Here is a 13,691-nt window from a genome sequence, read left to right as displayed (position 1 = left end):
CTCCGGACTACCGCGGGCAATCGTTGTGGGCGGCAATCGAATTGAATCGGTCGGTGATCCAGCCAACGGCCTTGTCAGGGTTGCCTTCGGCCTGTGTGCCGAACGCCACAATGTCGCCGAGGCCACATGCCCTCGCCACCGCGCGGTCGGTCCACACCTGGGGTATCAGCCCGCCCGGGCGGTCGGCGGTCACCAGCATCGGCGCCGCGGTGGGACCCTGCGGCAAGGCGGTCTTCTTGAGGTAGCCGCGCAGCGTGTCGGCCGCTTCGGGGGTCGACGGCCGCAGATCCGCGGGTGTCATCTCGGCCAGCACCGCGGTACGCTCCGCCGAGGACCCGCCGATGCAGCCGCTCAGCGCGTCCCAGTTGGCCTTCACCACTCCATGCCGGTAGTCGTCGATCCGGAAATCGGTGTACTCGTTGGCCAGCGCGGACAGGTACTGATGCAGGGTCAGCATCTGCTCGTCGGTCAGGGTGCCGGTGGCCGCGGCGTCGGCCAGCCCTTCGACGGCGGCGGTCGGCGCGGCCGCCACCACACCGGCCGGCTGCGTGGTGCCGCCGTAGTCGGCCGCCAGTTCGTTGGCCGCCCACACCGCCTGGCCGCCCTGCCCGGTGCCGTAGCCGGCCCACCGGCCGGCCAGGCCGGGCACCAGTTTCCCGGTGGCGCGCACCGCGTCCAGCACGTTGTAGCCGGCGGTGGTGGAATCCAGGAACGGATGCGGGGCGTCGTCGAGCCCCAGGCCCTGGTAGTCGGGGACGGCGACGACGTACCCGGCGTCGAGGAAGGTCTCGACCGTCGGCGCCAGCCCGCGCAGGGTGGGGGACAGCGAAGGCGCGCAAGGTGTTTCGCTGCCGGTGTTGGGGTGCCCCAGCACGACCAGCAGCCAGCCGCCCGGGGGTGGGTTCCCCTTGGGGACGAAGACGGTGCCGCTGACCTTGACCTGGGTGTCGCTGATACCCGACGTCGACAGGTAGACGACGCGGGCGGCGACGGACGTCTTGCCCGCCAGGCCGGGATCGAGGTGCTCCAGGGCGTTGGCCGATACCAAGGTGCCCGGCCCGGATCCGCCGAAATCACCGGGCAGCGCGGGGCCGAAGGTCGGTGGTGCCGGGGTGGCCGCGGGCCGGTCGGCGCAGCCCCCCAGTAGCCCGGCCACCGAGGCCAGCACGGCCACCGCGGCGAGTGTGCGTCTCACCGAACCGCCTTCGCGGCCAGCAGCTGCCGGCAGTGCTCGCGCAGCGCCGACCTGAGCTCGCTCGCACGCCGCGCCACCTCCTGCTGCTGCCGGACGTAGGTGGTGCGCCCGGGCGCGGTCTCGACCTCGATGGGCGCGATGCCGAACTCGCTCAGGTCGTACGGACTGGCCTGCATGTCCAGCAGTCGGGCGGTCAGGGCCAGGTCGAGACAGTCCATCAGCAGTTCGGAGGCCACCAGCGGGCCGAGCTTGTAGCACCACTTGTACAGATCCATGTTGGCGTGCACGCAGCCGGGCTGCTCGTGGCGTACCTGGGCGTCCCGGCTCAACGCCTCGGCGTTGCGCCCGACGGCGGCATCGGTGAAGAACCGATAGGCGTCGAAATGGCTGCAGCGCAGCGGCATCGACTCCAGCACCGCGTCGGTGCCGGCCGGGCCCAGGCGCAGTGGCACGCCGCGGTGGCGTATCTCGCGGGCCCGGTACACCATGGCCCATTCGTGCATGCCGAAGCAGTTCAGCCGGGCGGGCCGGGCAGCGGTGGCCGACAGCAGCTCGGCGATGAAACCGACGGTGTCCAGCCGCGACGCCAGATGGTCCGGGTCCACCGTGACGGCCGGCCCGCGGCGCCGGTAACCGGTGCGCCGCAGGAACTTCTCGGCCGCCGCGCCCTCCAGCGCTACCCCGAACCCCGGGTGCCACTGGGCCAGCTGGCGCGGCTTGAAGCTGTAGTAGGTGAACAGGAAGTCCCACACCGGATGTGTCTGGCCGGCCTGCGCCCGGACCCGGTGCGGGCCGAGCACCCGCTCGACCCGTTCGGTGTGCCGGCGCTCCCGTTCGGACCACTGCGCCTCGGCCAGGACGGCAACCTCAGACACGGTGCGTTCCGTCGCGCACGGTACCGACGAGGTCCTCGACCAGATCCTCCAGCGCGACCATCGCCGTGATCTTGTCGTCGGTGGTGACCAGGGCCAGGTGGCTGTTGTTGCGGCGCATCCGGGACAGCGCGTCGGGCACCGGCAGCGCGGCGGGCACCTTGATCAGCGGGCGCACCATGGTGGCGTTGAGCACCGCGTCCGGGTCGTCGACCAGGGCCAGCACATCCTTGATGTGCAGGTAACCCAGCATGGCGCCGTCGGGATCGGTGACCGGGAAGCGCGAATAACCCGTCTCGGCCAGCGCGCTCTGCACGGCGCCGACGGTCGGCCCGGCACCGGGCTGGGCCACGGGTATCGCGTGGATCCGGCTGAGCGGGATGGCGACATCGGCAACGACGCGGTCCCGGATCTGCAGGGCGCGGGTCAGCCGGGTGTGCTCCTCGTGGTCGAGCAGGCCCTCGGAGCGGGATTCGGCGATCATCTCCGACAGTTCGACGGTCGACACCGCGACGTCGAGCTCGTCCTTGGGCTCCACCCGCAGCATGCGCAGGGTGGTGTTGGCCGCCCAGTTGTAGAACGCGATGAACGGCTTGGCTAGCCGGATGTAGGCCAGGTATGGCGGCACCAACAGCATGGCCGCGGTCTCGGGGCCGGCGATCGCGATGTTCTTCGGCACCATCTCGCCGAGCAGCACGTGCAGGGTCACCACCACCGCCAGCGCCACCACGAACGAGACGGTGTGCAGCACCGCCTCGTCGACACCGAGCAGCGCGAACGGCTTCTCCAGCAAGTGCGCGACGGCGGGCTCACCCACCCGGCCCAGCAGGATCGAGCAGATCGTGATGCCCAGCTGGGCACCGGCCAGCATCAGCGACAGGTTCTCCGCCGCGTGCATCACCGTGACGGCGCGCTTCTTGCCCTGTTCGGCGAGCGCTTCCAGACGGTCCCGGCGCGCCGAGATGAGCGCGAACTCGGCACCGACGAAGAACGCGTTGGCGCCCAGCAGCAGCACGGTGAGCGCGACGGCGAGCAGATCACCCATCGTGGCGCTCCTGGTCGTGGCTCAGCTCGGTCAGCTCCAGCAAGTCGATACGCCGGCCGTCCATCCGCAGCACGGTGGCCTGCCAGCGCACCGGGTCGTCGACGCTGTCGGGGTCGAAGGCGCGCAGCTCCACCGTCTCGCCGACCTCGGGGATGTGGCCGAGCTCCTGCAGCACCAGGCCGCCGATGGTCTCGTAATCACCGTCGGGGGCGCGGAACGGCGTCTCGGAGTCGACCTCGTCGATGCGCAGCAGCCCGGAGACCTGCCAGCCGGTGCGGACATGCACCACATCGGGGGTGGCGTCATCGTGTTCGTCGCGGACGTCGCCGACGATCTCCTCGATGAGGTCCTCCACGGTGACCATTCCCGCGGTGCCACCGTATTCGTCGACGACCATCGCGGTCTGCAGGCCGTTGGCGCGGATCTGCGTCATCACGGAGTCCCCGTCCAGGGTGGACGGCACCTTCGGGACCGGCAGCGCCAGCGTGGCCAGCCTCGTGCGGGACCGTTCGGCGGGCGGCACCTCGAACACCTGCTTGACATGCACCATGCCGATGGTCTCGTCGAGGTCGCCCTCGACGATCGGGAAGCGGGAGTGCCCGCTGCGCATGGCCGCCTCGATCAGGTCGGCCACGGTGTCGTCGGCCTCCAGCGTCTCGATCAGGGACCGCGGCGTCATCAACTCCTCGGCCGAGCGTTCGCCGAACTGCAGGGACCGGTCGACCAGCACCGCGGTGGCCTGGTCCAGCGACCCGCTGCGCGCGGAATTGCGCACCAGGGACACCAGTTCCTGCGGGGAGCGCGCCGAGCGCAACTCCTCGGCCGGTTCGATGCCCAGCCGGCGCAGGATCCAGTTGGCGGTGCCGTTGGTCGCGTTGATGACCGGGGTGAGCAGCTTGGCGAAGTACCACTGCGGGGCCGCGGCCACCCGGGCGGTGGGCAGCGGCTTGGCGACGGCGAGGTTCTTGGGCACCAGCTCGCCGAAGATCATCGACACCGACGTGGCGATCAGCAGGGCCAGCACCAGCGCGATGCCGTCGATCATGGTCGCCGGGACGCGGATCGCGGCCAGCGGGGCGTGCAGCAGCCGGGCCACCACCGGTTCGGCCAGGTAACCGGTGGCCAGGGTGGTGATCGAGATGCCGAGCTGGGCACCGGAGAGCTGGAACGACAGGGTTCGGTGCGCCTTGCGGATGAACTCGTCGCGTTTGCCGCCGGTGCGGGCGTTGGCCTCGACGGTGCTGCGCTCCAGCGCCGTCAGCGAGAATTCGGCCGCCACGAACAGGGCGGTACCGGCGGTCAGCGCGACAAACGCCAGCAGGCTCAAAAGTGTCATGGTGAGGCTCATCGCGCACTCACCACATGGATGCCGGGCCGCGAGCCCGGCCGACTAGTGGAGGGGTCGGCGTCGCCGGACTCACCGTGGTTTTCCACGGGTGCCTGTGGCACGGGATCCCTTTCGCTAGATCGGCGTTGCACGGTGCAGGACGCCGGGAAGCCTCAATGGTAGCTTGCGCCGCCGGGCGGGTGGCCTCACCAACCGCTGGGCAGCGGATGCCCCTCGGCGAACCCGGCGGCCGACTGGACCCCGAGGATCACCTTCTCGTGCAGCTCGGGCAGGGTGGTCGCGCCCACGTAGGTGCAGGTGCTGCGCACCCCGGAGGTGATGTGGTCGAGCAGGTCCTCGACACCGCCGCGGGCCGGGTCGAGCGCCATCCGTGATGTCGAGATGCCCTCCTCGAACAGCGCTTTGCGGGCCCGGTCGAAGGCGCTGTCGGCGGCGGTGCGGGCCGCCACTGCGCGCTTGGAGGCCATGCCGTAGCTCTCCTTGTAGGGCAGGCCGTCGCGGTCGCGCAGCAGGTCACCCGGCGACTCGTAGGTGCCGGCGAACCAGGACCCGATCATCACGTTCGACGCGCCGGCGGCCAGGGCGAGCGCCACGTCGCGGGGGTGTCGCACCCCGCCGTCGGCCCACACGTGCGCCCCGAGTTCCTTTGCCGCCGCGGCACATTCGACCACGGCCGAGAACTGCGGGCGGCCGACGCCGGTCATCATCCGGGTGGTGCACATGGCGCCGGGGCCGACTCCCACCTTGACGATGGTGGCCCCGGCGGCGATCAGATCCCGGGTGCCCGCCGCGGACACCACGTTGCCCGCCGCGATCGGCACGCCCAGCTCGAGGGCGGCCACCGTGGCGATCGCGTCGAGCATCTTGGCCTGGTGCCCGTGGGCGGTGTCGATGACCAGCAGGTCGGCGCCGGCCTCGACCAGCCCGCGGGCCTTGGCGCCGACGTCCCCGTTGATGCCGACGGCGGCGGCGATGCGCAACCGCCCCTGGGCGTCGACCGCGGGGGTGTAGAGCCCGGCCCGGATGCTGCCGGTGCGGGTCAGCACCCCGGCCAGCTCACCGTCGGGCCCGGTGAGCACCGCGACACCGACGGGAGCGTGCTCGAGCAGGTCGAACACCTTGCGCGGGTCGGTGCCGGCCGGGGCGGTGACGAAATCGGTGAGCGCGACGTCGCGCACCCTGGCGAACCGGTCCACCCCGGCGCAGGCGGCCTCGGTGATGATCCCGACGGGACGACCCTCGCGAGTGATGACCGCCGCACCGTGCGCGCGCTTGTTGATCAGCGCCAGAGCATCGGAGACGGCGCTGTCGGGCGCCAGCGTCACGGGGGTGTCGGCGACCAGGTCACGGCTCTTGACGAAGTCGACGGTCTCGGCGACCGCGGTCAGCGGCAGGTCCTGCGGGAGCACCACGATGCCGCCGCGGCGGGCCACCGTCTCGGCCATCCGGCGCCCGGCCACCGCCGTCATGTTGGCCACCACCACCGGGATGGTGGTGCCCGAGCCGTCCACCGTGGACAGGTCGACGTCGAACCGGGACGCCACCTCCGAACGGCCGGGCACCACGAAGACGTCGTTGTAGGTCAAGTCATAGGGCGGGGTGTGCCCGTCAAGAAACCTCACAACGTCAGTCTAGGTTTCCCCGCGGTCAGGCCGGCACCTCGCTGCGGTCCCCGCTCCACAGGGTGTGGAACTTCTTGCCCTCGGGGGCGTCGGTGCGACCGTAGGTGTGGGCGCCGAAGAAGTCGCGCAGGCCCTGGGTGAGGGCGGCCGGGAGCCGTTCGGTGCGCAGCGCGTCGTAGTACGACAGCGCCGAGGAGAACCCGGGAATCGGGATGCCCAGCTGGGTGGCGGTGACCACCACGCGGCGCCAGCTGTCGATGCCCGATTCGATCGCGTCGCGGAAGTACGGTGCCGCGATCAGCGTCGGCAGGTCCGGGTTCTCGTCGAAGGCTTCGGTGATCCGGTTGAGGAACTTGGCCCGGATGATGCAGCCGCCGCGCCAGATCCGCGCCATGTCGCCCGGCGCGATGCCCCAGTTGTACTCGGCGCTGCCCGCCTGGATCTGGTTGAAACCCTGGGCGTAGGCGATGATCTTCGACGCGTACAGCGCCTTGGCGACGTCGTCGATGAATTGCGTTGCGTCACTAGGCTTGTCGCCAAGATCGCCGGAAGCCAGGCCCGTGGTCGCTTTGCGCTGGGCCACCGATCCGGACAGGGCGCGGGCGAAGACGGCCTCGGCGATACCGGTCACCGGGACGCCGAGGTCGAGCGCGGACTTCACCGTCCAGCGGCCGGTGCCCTTCTGCTCGGCCTCGTCGACGATCACGTCGACCAACGGCTTGCCGGTGGTGGCGTCGGTCTGGCGCAGCACCTCGGCGGTGATCTCGATCAGGAAGCTGTCCAGGTCGCCCTTGTTCCATTCGGCGAACACGTCGGCGATCTCGGGGGCGGTCTTGCCCAGCCCGTCGCGCAGCAGCTGGTAGGCCTCGCCGATGAGCTGCATGTCGGAGTACTCGATACCGTTGTGCACCATCTTGACGAAGTGGCCGGCACCGTCGGGGCCGACGTGGGTGCAGCAGGGCACCCCGTCGACGTGCGCCGAGATCTCTTCGAGCAGGGGACCGAGGCTCTTGTAGGACTCGGCCGGGCCGCCGGGCATGATCGACGGGCCGTTGAGTGCGCCCTCCTCGCCGCCGGAGATGCCGGCGCCGACGAAGTGCAGGCCGCGTTCGCGGATCGCCTTCTCGCGCCGGATGGTGTCGGTGTAGAGCGCGTTGCCGCCGTCGATGATGATGTCGCCCGGCTCCATGGCGTCGGCCAGCTCGTTGATGACGGCGTCGGTCGGGTCACCGGCCTTCACCATGATGATCACCCGGCGTGGCTTCTCCAGTGCGTCAAGGAATTCCGCGATCGTCTCGCTGCGCACGAACTTGCCCTCGGAACCGTGCTCGGCCAGCAGCGCATCGGTCTTGGCGATCGACCGGTTGTGCAGGGCCACGGTGTACCCGTGCCTGGCGAAGTTACGGGCGAGATTGGAGCCCATCACGGCGAGGCCGGTGACTCCGATCTGGGCGGTGCCGGTTTCGGTCATGCAGACGCCTTTCGTTGTTTTGTTGTCGGTCGCCTTGTACAGCGCCGTGCGTGCCAGATTTCATGCCTAGTTGGCGAACAACCGGTGCAACTCGGTGAGCCATGGGATGGCCAACGCGAGTGTGGGCAGCACCAGGATGGCCGCGGCCGTCAGGTACGCGCCCACCGCGAGGACCAGACTATTGCCCTCACCGCCGAGGCGCCGCACGCGCAGCACCGTGGTCGGGCCGCCGGCGGCCAGCGCACCCGACGGGGGACGGCCGGCCGCGCACGCCACCAGCGCACGGGCCAGGGGAGTAGGGCCGGTGACGCGGACGGCGGCGTCGTCGGCGAGCAGCTCGATCAACAGCCGGACCGCGTCCAGGGCGCTGCCGCTGCGGACGAACCGCGGGAACGCGGCGTGCACCGCCGTGAACATCTCCAGAACCAGGTCATGGCGGGCACGCAGGTGGGCGCGTTCGTGGCTGAGGATCGCCTCGATCTCGGGGGCGGAAAGGGTGGTCAGGGTGCCCTCGCTGACGACGACGCGGCTGCGCACGCCCGGCAGGCAGTACGCCATCGGCTGGGCGATATCGAGCACCCGCAGGCCGTTGCGCCGGCGCGCCGGGGCGGGCACCGCGTCGCGCGACATGCCCAGCAGGTCGACCAGCATGCGGTGATGGGCGCGCCGGCGCCGGGTGGCAACGGCCACCGCCAGGACCGACACGATGAGCCGGCCGCCGATCATCAGGGTCACGGCGAACACGCAGACGTAGAGCAGCCACAGGGGCCAGCCCAGTACGCCGATCTCACTGGTCAGGGTCGCGGTGGGTTTCCCGTCCGGGCCGGGCACCAGCAACCTGCTGGCGATCGCGATCCCGGCGGAGAACGCCGACAACACGGCCGCCAGTGCGATGGCCTGCCAGAGCACGATGGCGGCGCGGGGGGCGCGCTGCGGCCAGGTCGCACGCGCGAGCAGCGCCGGCACGGGGCCGACGAGCAGCAACGCGACGATGGAGAAGGCCAGCGCGGACACGCCGCTAGTGTCTCTCAGCTGGTGGCCGAATTACCAGCGGGCGGCGCGATCTGGTGCTTGGCCTCCAACTCGGCCAGCGCGCGGCGCAGCGCGGCGGCCTCGTCGGCGCCGACGCGCTCGACGAAGTGCACCAGCGCGGCCTCCCGGCTACCGGAGTCGGCGGCCTGGTCCAAGGCGTCGACCATGAGGCCGGCCACCAGCTCGTCGCGACCGTGGGTGGGCGCATAGCGGTGCGCCCGGTCGTCGCGGTGCTGAACCACCAGATTTTTCTTCGCGAGCCGTTGCAGCACGGTCATGATCGTCGTGTAGGCGAGATCCCGGCGTGCCGCCAATGCCTCGTGTACCTGCCGCACCGTCTGCGGCTCACGCGAGGTCCAGAGGTGATCCATCACCTCACGCTCGAGTTCCCCGAGCCGCGTCAACTTGGCCATATCCCGTTCATCTCCTGAGCGATAAATAGAGCGTACACGGGCTTACTACCGTGCGTCGTATCGAATTTCCGTGACCGGTCCAACGCGCGAGTGCGCACCCTTCGTTCCCGGTCAACGCGCCTTTCTGGATTGTCTGTGAGTCGAGTCACAGGTTTTGGCCGCCGTGGCCCCTGTGACTATAGTAAGGCTAACCTAACTGATCGAGGAGGTGCGGATGACGGTCGTGATCGACGACCCGCTGATTGCTCGGATGTCGATTCGGCGGGCCCTGCCGCTGCATGAGTCGAGCCGGCGGCTGCGCGAGTTGTATCCCGAATGTCCGCGCGTGTACGGCGTCGCGGTGATGGGTGATCTGTCCCGGCGGCGCTGGTGGCCGCTGGCCGAGGTGCTCACCACCGACCGGCTGCGCACCATGTTCGACATCGCGATCGCCGAAACCGACAGTCACGCCGCCGTGGCCCAGCAATTGGCCGCCACGCTGGCGCACGTCGTGGTCGGCCGGGTGGTGCCGCTGATCGTGCTGGAAGGCCGGGCCTGGGACACCGGGCTGGAAAACCTCTGGGTGCACGTCGATTCCGAGGGCGCCATCGACTGGGTCGGCGTGGTGGATCCGACGCTGCGGGCGCTGCCCGACGATCCGCACCTGGCCACCCGCACCAGCGTGGGCACCGTGCGCACCACCCGCGACGGGATCGTCGCGCTGCCGAGTGAGGCGGCGCTGACGACGTGGGTGGCCCATCGCAGTCATCGCGCATTGGCCCCGTTGTTCGCCAAACTCTTCGAGGTCACCGACGGCGTGATGTCGGTCGCCGCGATGTGGAACGTGGTGGGGGCGGCCGTGGTCGGCGCCGCCACACAGGTGCCGCTGCTGGCCGGCTCCAGCGAGCTGACGAGCATGCGCCGCAGCCAGGCGATCCTCGATGCGCTGGTGGGATTCGGGCTGCCGGTTCGCGGTACGGGCCGGCTCCCGATGGGGAAGGTCTTGCTAAATTAGGCAAGGCTTGCCTATTCTCTAGGTGCGAGGCTAACGGACCGAGCCGGAGTCCTGAGGGCTGCAGAGACCCCCGGTCCACTCGAAGGGCGGGTCCCGCGCAACAGCGCGGGGCCCGCCCGCTTTTTTGGGTGAACCCGCGTGCAAACATCAGTGCCGTGACCGCACCTGAACTCGCCGATATCGGCAAGGGCTTCGACGCCGAACTGGGACTGAAGTATCTGGACGTCACGCCGGACGGCGGACGGGCCCAGCTGACCATCACCGACAAGGTGTTGCAGCCTTGGGGGATCGTGCACGGCGGGGTGTACTGCGCCATCGTGGAGAGCCTGGCCAGTGTGTCCGGCCACGTCTGGCTCAGCGAGCACGGCGGCGGCACCGTCGTCGGGGTGAACAACAACACCGACTTCCTGCGGGCCATCAAGAGCGGCACGGTGACGGCCGTCTCCGAACCGATCCACCGCGGCCGCCGTCAGCAGCTGTGGCTCATCACCATCACCGACGAGGACGGTCGGCTCGTCGCGCGCGGCCAGGTCCGGTTGCAGAACATCGAAAGCTAGAAACGGCGAAGGCTCGACACGGCGGGCAGACGTACGCGCTGCCTAATGCAGCGGGCCGTGGCAATATCGCGCACTATGCGTTTAACGCCGCATGAACAAGAGCGGTTGCTGGTCTCCTATGCCGCGGACCTTGCTCGCCGCCGCCAGGCCCGCGGGTTGAAACTCAACCATCCCGAGGCCGTCGCGCTCATCACCGATCACATCCTGGAGGGCGCCCGTGACGGGCGCTCGGTCGCCGAGCTGATGGTCAGCGGTCGCGATGTGCTGACCCGCGACCAGGTGATGGCCGGTGTGCCCGAGATGCTGCACGACGTCCAGGTCGAGGCCACCTTCCCGGACGGCACCAAGCTCGTCACCGTCCACCACCCGATCCCGTGAGGGCCGATGAGCGCTTGCGCGAAGAGCAGAGGGCTTGAGATGAGCGCTTGCGCGAAGAGCAGAGGGCTGACCCGTGATCCCTGGTGAAATCCACTACGGCGAGGGCGAGATCGCGCTCAACGCCGGTGCCCCGCGCCTGGTGTTGGATGTGGTGAACACCGGCGACCGTCCGGTGCAGGTGGGTAGTCACGTGCACCTGCCGCAGGCCAACGCCGCGCTCGACTTCGACCGCGCCGCCGCGCACGGGCATCGCCTCGACATCCCGGCGGGCACCGCCGTGCGCTTCGAACCCGGTATCGCCCAGCGGGTCTCACTGGTCCCGCTGAGCGGCACCCGTGAGGTCCACGGGTTGTCGCTGAATCCGCCCGGCAGATTGGACCCGCCCCAGTGACCTCCCTGTCCCGTGACCGCTACGCGGCGCTGTTCGGCCCCACCACCGGCGACCGCATCCGGTTGGCCGACACCGACCTGCTCGTCGAGATCACCGAGGATCGCAGCGGCGGGCCGGGCCTGGCCGGTAACGAGGCCGTCTTCGGTGGCGGCAAGGTGCTGCGCGAATCGATGGGGCAATCCCGGGCCACCAGGGCCGACGGCGCCCCCGACACCGTCATCACCGGCGCCGTCATCCTCGACTACTGGGGAATCATCAAGGCCGACATCGGCATCCGCGACGGGCGCATCGTCGCGATCGGCAAGGCCGGCAATCCCGACATCATGTCCGGGGTGCATCCCGACCTCGTCGTCGGCCCGTCCACCGAGATCATCGCCGGGAACGGCCGCATCGTCACCGCCGGTGCCATCGACTGCCACGTGCACCTGATCTGCCCGCAGATCATGGAAGAAGCCCTCGGTGGAGGCATCACCACCATCGTCGCCGGCGGCACCGGACCGGCGGAGGGCAGCAAGGCCACCACCGTGACCCCCGGCTCCTGGCATCTGGCCCGCATGCTGGAGTCGCTGGACTCCTGGCCGCTCAACGTCGCCCTGCTCGGTAAGGGTAATACCGTCAGCGCCGAGGCCATGTGGGAGCAATTACGGGGAGGCGCAGCGGGATTCAAACTGCACGAGGACTGGGGAACCACCCCGGCGGCCATCGACGCGTGCCTGACGGTGTCCGAGGCCGCCGGCGTGCAGGCCAACATCCACACCGACACGCTCAACGAGGCCGGATTCGTCGAGGACACGCTGGCCGCCATCAAGGGCCGCGGTATCCACGCCTATCACACCGAAGGCGCCGGCGGCGGCCACGCACCCGACATCATCACCGTCGCCTCGCACCCGAACGTGCTGCCCAGTTCCACCAATCCGACCCGCCCGCACACGGTCAACACGCTCGACGAGCACCTCGACATGCTCATGGTGTGCCACCACCTGAATCCGAGCATTCCCGAGGATCTGGCCTTCGCCGAGAGCCGCATTCGCCCGTCGACGATCGCCGCCGAGGACCTGCTGCACGATATCGGCGCGATCTCGATGATCGGCAGCGATGCGCAGGCGATGGGCCGGATCGGCGAGGTGGTGCTGCGTACCTGGCAGACCGCGCACGTGATGAAGAAACGCCGCGGATTCTTGCCGGGTGACACCGGCGCCGACAACAACCGCGCCCAGCGCTATGTCGCCAAATACACGATCTGCCCCGCGGTCGCCCACGGTCTCGACCACGAGATCGGCTCGGTCGAGGTCGGCAAGCTGGCCGACCTGGTGTTGTGGGAGCCGGCGTTCTTCGGGGTGCGCCCGCACGCGGTGCTCAAGGGCGGCATGATCGCCTGGGCGGCGATGGGTGATGCCAACGCCTCGATCCCCACCCCGCAGCCGGTGCTGCCGCGCCCGATGTTCGGTGCCACCCCGGCGGCCGCCGCGGCTACCTCCGTTCACTTCGTGGCGCCGGCGGCGCTGGAGGACGGGTTGGCCGACCGCCTGGACATCCGGCGCAAACTGGTGGCGGTCAAGAACGTTCGTCAGATCGGCAAAGCGGATATGCCTCTCAATGACGCGCTGCCGCGCATCGAAGTGGATCCCGACACCTTCACCGTGCGCATCGACGGCGAGGTCTGGGCCGAGCAACCCGCAGCCGAACTCCCGATGGCGCAGCGCTACTTCCTGTTCTGATGAGCTCACTTACCACGCTGCTGGCCCTCGCGGATTCGCGGCTCCCGACCGGCGGGCACGTGCACTCCGGTGGCATGGAGGAGGCGATCACCGCCGGGCTGGTGACCGACCTGGCGACCCTGCGGGCCTTCTTGCGCCGCCGGATCCGAACTCAGGGCCTGGTGACCGCGTCGCTGGCGGCCGCGGCGCACACCGGCACACTTTCGGTCGCGGTGGCCGACGCCGAGACCGACGCCCGCACCCCGGCGCCGGCCGCCAGGGCGGCCTCGCGGGCTCAGGGCCGCGGACTCCTCCGGCTGGCCAAACGGGTCTGGCCAGAACACGATTGGGCTCCGCTCGGCCTCAAACCGCATCTCGCGGTGGCCGCCGGCGCGGTCGGGGTCGCCAGCGCGGTGGCGCCCGAGCACACCGCGCTGTCGATGGTGTACACCACGATGACCGGTTCGGCCACGGCCGCGCAGCGGCTGCTGGCGCTGGATCCCGCCGACGTCGCGGCCCTCACCTTCGAGCTGTCCCCGCTGTGCGAGCAGACCGCTGCGGCGGCGGTCAAGGAACTCGCCGACCTGTCCGACCCGTTGCTCGACGTACTGGCCCAACAGCACGTCGCGCGTGAGCGGCCGCTGTTTGTCTCCTGATGTACCAGAGTTGATAAGGA

The 13,691-nt window shown here is 69.9% G+C and carries 14 protein-coding genes; 6 read left to right on the top strand and 8 right to left on the bottom strand.

Annotated features, from left to right (window positions below; all coding sequences use genetic code 11):
- Window positions 1-7: 7 nt before the first annotated feature.
- The 8 genes from BN977_RS00635 to BN977_RS00600 all read right to left on the bottom strand — a co-directional run bounded on the left by BN977_RS00635 (window position 8) and on the right by BN977_RS00600 (window position 8,998).
- Complete coding sequence (locus BN977_RS00635; protein ID WP_036395686.1) at window positions 8-1,195, bottom strand: lipase family protein; 1,188 nt, start codon at window positions 1,193-1,195, stop codon at window positions 8-10.
- The gene (locus BN977_RS00630; RefSeq protein ID WP_036395684.1) at window positions 1,192-2,070 is read right to left on the bottom strand and encodes a hypothetical protein; all 879 of its coding nucleotides are present in this window, start codon (window positions 2,068-2,070) and stop codon (window positions 1,192-1,194) included. Before BN977_RS00630 ends, BN977_RS00635 begins: the two co-directional genes overlap by 4 nt.
- On the bottom strand, window positions 2,063-3,112 hold the full coding sequence (locus tag BN977_RS00625; protein ID WP_036395682.1) for a hemolysin family protein: 1,050 nt from the start codon (window positions 3,110-3,112) through the stop codon (window positions 2,063-2,065). Before BN977_RS00625 ends, BN977_RS00630 begins: the two co-directional genes overlap by 8 nt.
- Window positions 3,105-4,460 (bottom strand): hemolysin family protein, encoded by a 1,356-nt coding sequence (locus BN977_RS00620; protein WP_036395680.1) that lies wholly within the window; start codon window positions 4,458-4,460, stop codon window positions 3,105-3,107. The genes BN977_RS00625 and BN977_RS00620 overlap by 8 nt, the downstream gene beginning before the upstream one ends.
- A gap of 185 nt (window positions 4,461-4,645) precedes the next feature.
- Window positions 4,646-6,082: a GuaB1 family IMP dehydrogenase-related protein gene (locus BN977_RS00615; protein WP_036395678.1), complete on the bottom strand. Its 1,437-nt coding sequence runs from the start codon at window positions 6,080-6,082 to the stop codon at window positions 4,646-4,648.
- Window positions 6,083-6,107: 25 nt separating this feature from the next.
- Window positions 6,108-7,553 (bottom strand): NADP-dependent phosphogluconate dehydrogenase, encoded by a 1,446-nt coding sequence (gene gndA / locus BN977_RS00610; RefSeq protein ID WP_036395676.1) that lies wholly within the window; start codon window positions 7,551-7,553, stop codon window positions 6,108-6,110.
- A gap of 66 nt (window positions 7,554-7,619) precedes the next feature.
- A complete protein-coding gene (locus BN977_RS00605) occupies window positions 7,620-8,567 on the bottom strand; it encodes a M56 family metallopeptidase (RefSeq protein ID WP_024453680.1) in 948 nt (315 codons plus the stop codon).
- 14 nt (window positions 8,568-8,581) lie between these two features.
- Window positions 8,582-8,998, bottom strand: a complete 417-nt coding sequence (locus BN977_RS00600; RefSeq protein ID WP_024453681.1) for a BlaI/MecI/CopY family transcriptional regulator — start codon at window positions 8,996-8,998, stop codon at window positions 8,582-8,584.
- A 214-nt stretch (window positions 8,999-9,212) separates the two neighbouring features.
- Between BN977_RS00600 and BN977_RS00595 the strand changes: the two genes are divergently transcribed.
- The 6 genes from BN977_RS00595 to BN977_RS00570 all read left to right on the top strand — a co-directional run bounded on the left by BN977_RS00595 (window position 9,213) and on the right by BN977_RS00570 (window position 13,671).
- Window positions 9,213-9,992, top strand: coding sequence for a hypothetical protein (locus BN977_RS00595; protein WP_024453682.1), 780 nt, complete (start codon window positions 9,213-9,215; stop codon window positions 9,990-9,992).
- A gap of 155 nt (window positions 9,993-10,147) precedes the next feature.
- Window positions 10,148-10,549, top strand: a complete 402-nt coding sequence (locus tag BN977_RS00590) for a PaaI family thioesterase (protein WP_036395673.1) — start codon at window positions 10,148-10,150, stop codon at window positions 10,547-10,549.
- 75 nt (window positions 10,550-10,624) lie between these two features.
- Window positions 10,625-10,927 (top strand): urease subunit gamma, encoded by a 303-nt coding sequence (locus BN977_RS00585; RefSeq protein ID WP_036395671.1) that lies wholly within the window; start codon window positions 10,625-10,627, stop codon window positions 10,925-10,927.
- Between the two features lie 73 nt (window positions 10,928-11,000).
- Window positions 11,001-11,318, top strand: a complete 318-nt coding sequence (locus tag BN977_RS00580) for an urease subunit beta (RefSeq protein WP_024453685.1) — start codon at window positions 11,001-11,003, stop codon at window positions 11,316-11,318.
- Window positions 11,315-13,036 (top strand): urease subunit alpha, encoded by a 1,722-nt coding sequence (locus tag BN977_RS00575; protein WP_036395669.1) that lies wholly within the window; start codon window positions 11,315-11,317, stop codon window positions 13,034-13,036. Before BN977_RS00580 ends, BN977_RS00575 begins: the two co-directional genes overlap by 4 nt.
- Window positions 13,036-13,671, top strand: coding sequence for an urease accessory protein UreF (locus BN977_RS00570; protein WP_024453687.1), 636 nt, complete (start codon window positions 13,036-13,038; stop codon window positions 13,669-13,671). The genes BN977_RS00575 and BN977_RS00570 overlap by 1 nt, the downstream gene beginning before the upstream one ends.
- The last annotated feature ends 20 nt before the right edge of the window (window positions 13,672-13,691 follow it).

This window comes from Mycolicibacterium cosmeticum (genome assembly GCF_000613185.1).
Taxonomy (GTDB): Bacteria; Actinomycetota; Actinomycetes; order Mycobacteriales; family Mycobacteriaceae; genus Mycobacterium; species Mycobacterium cosmeticum.
The sequence above is the reverse complement of the archived record's forward strand: the minus strand, read 5'-3'. Positions and strand labels throughout refer to the sequence as shown.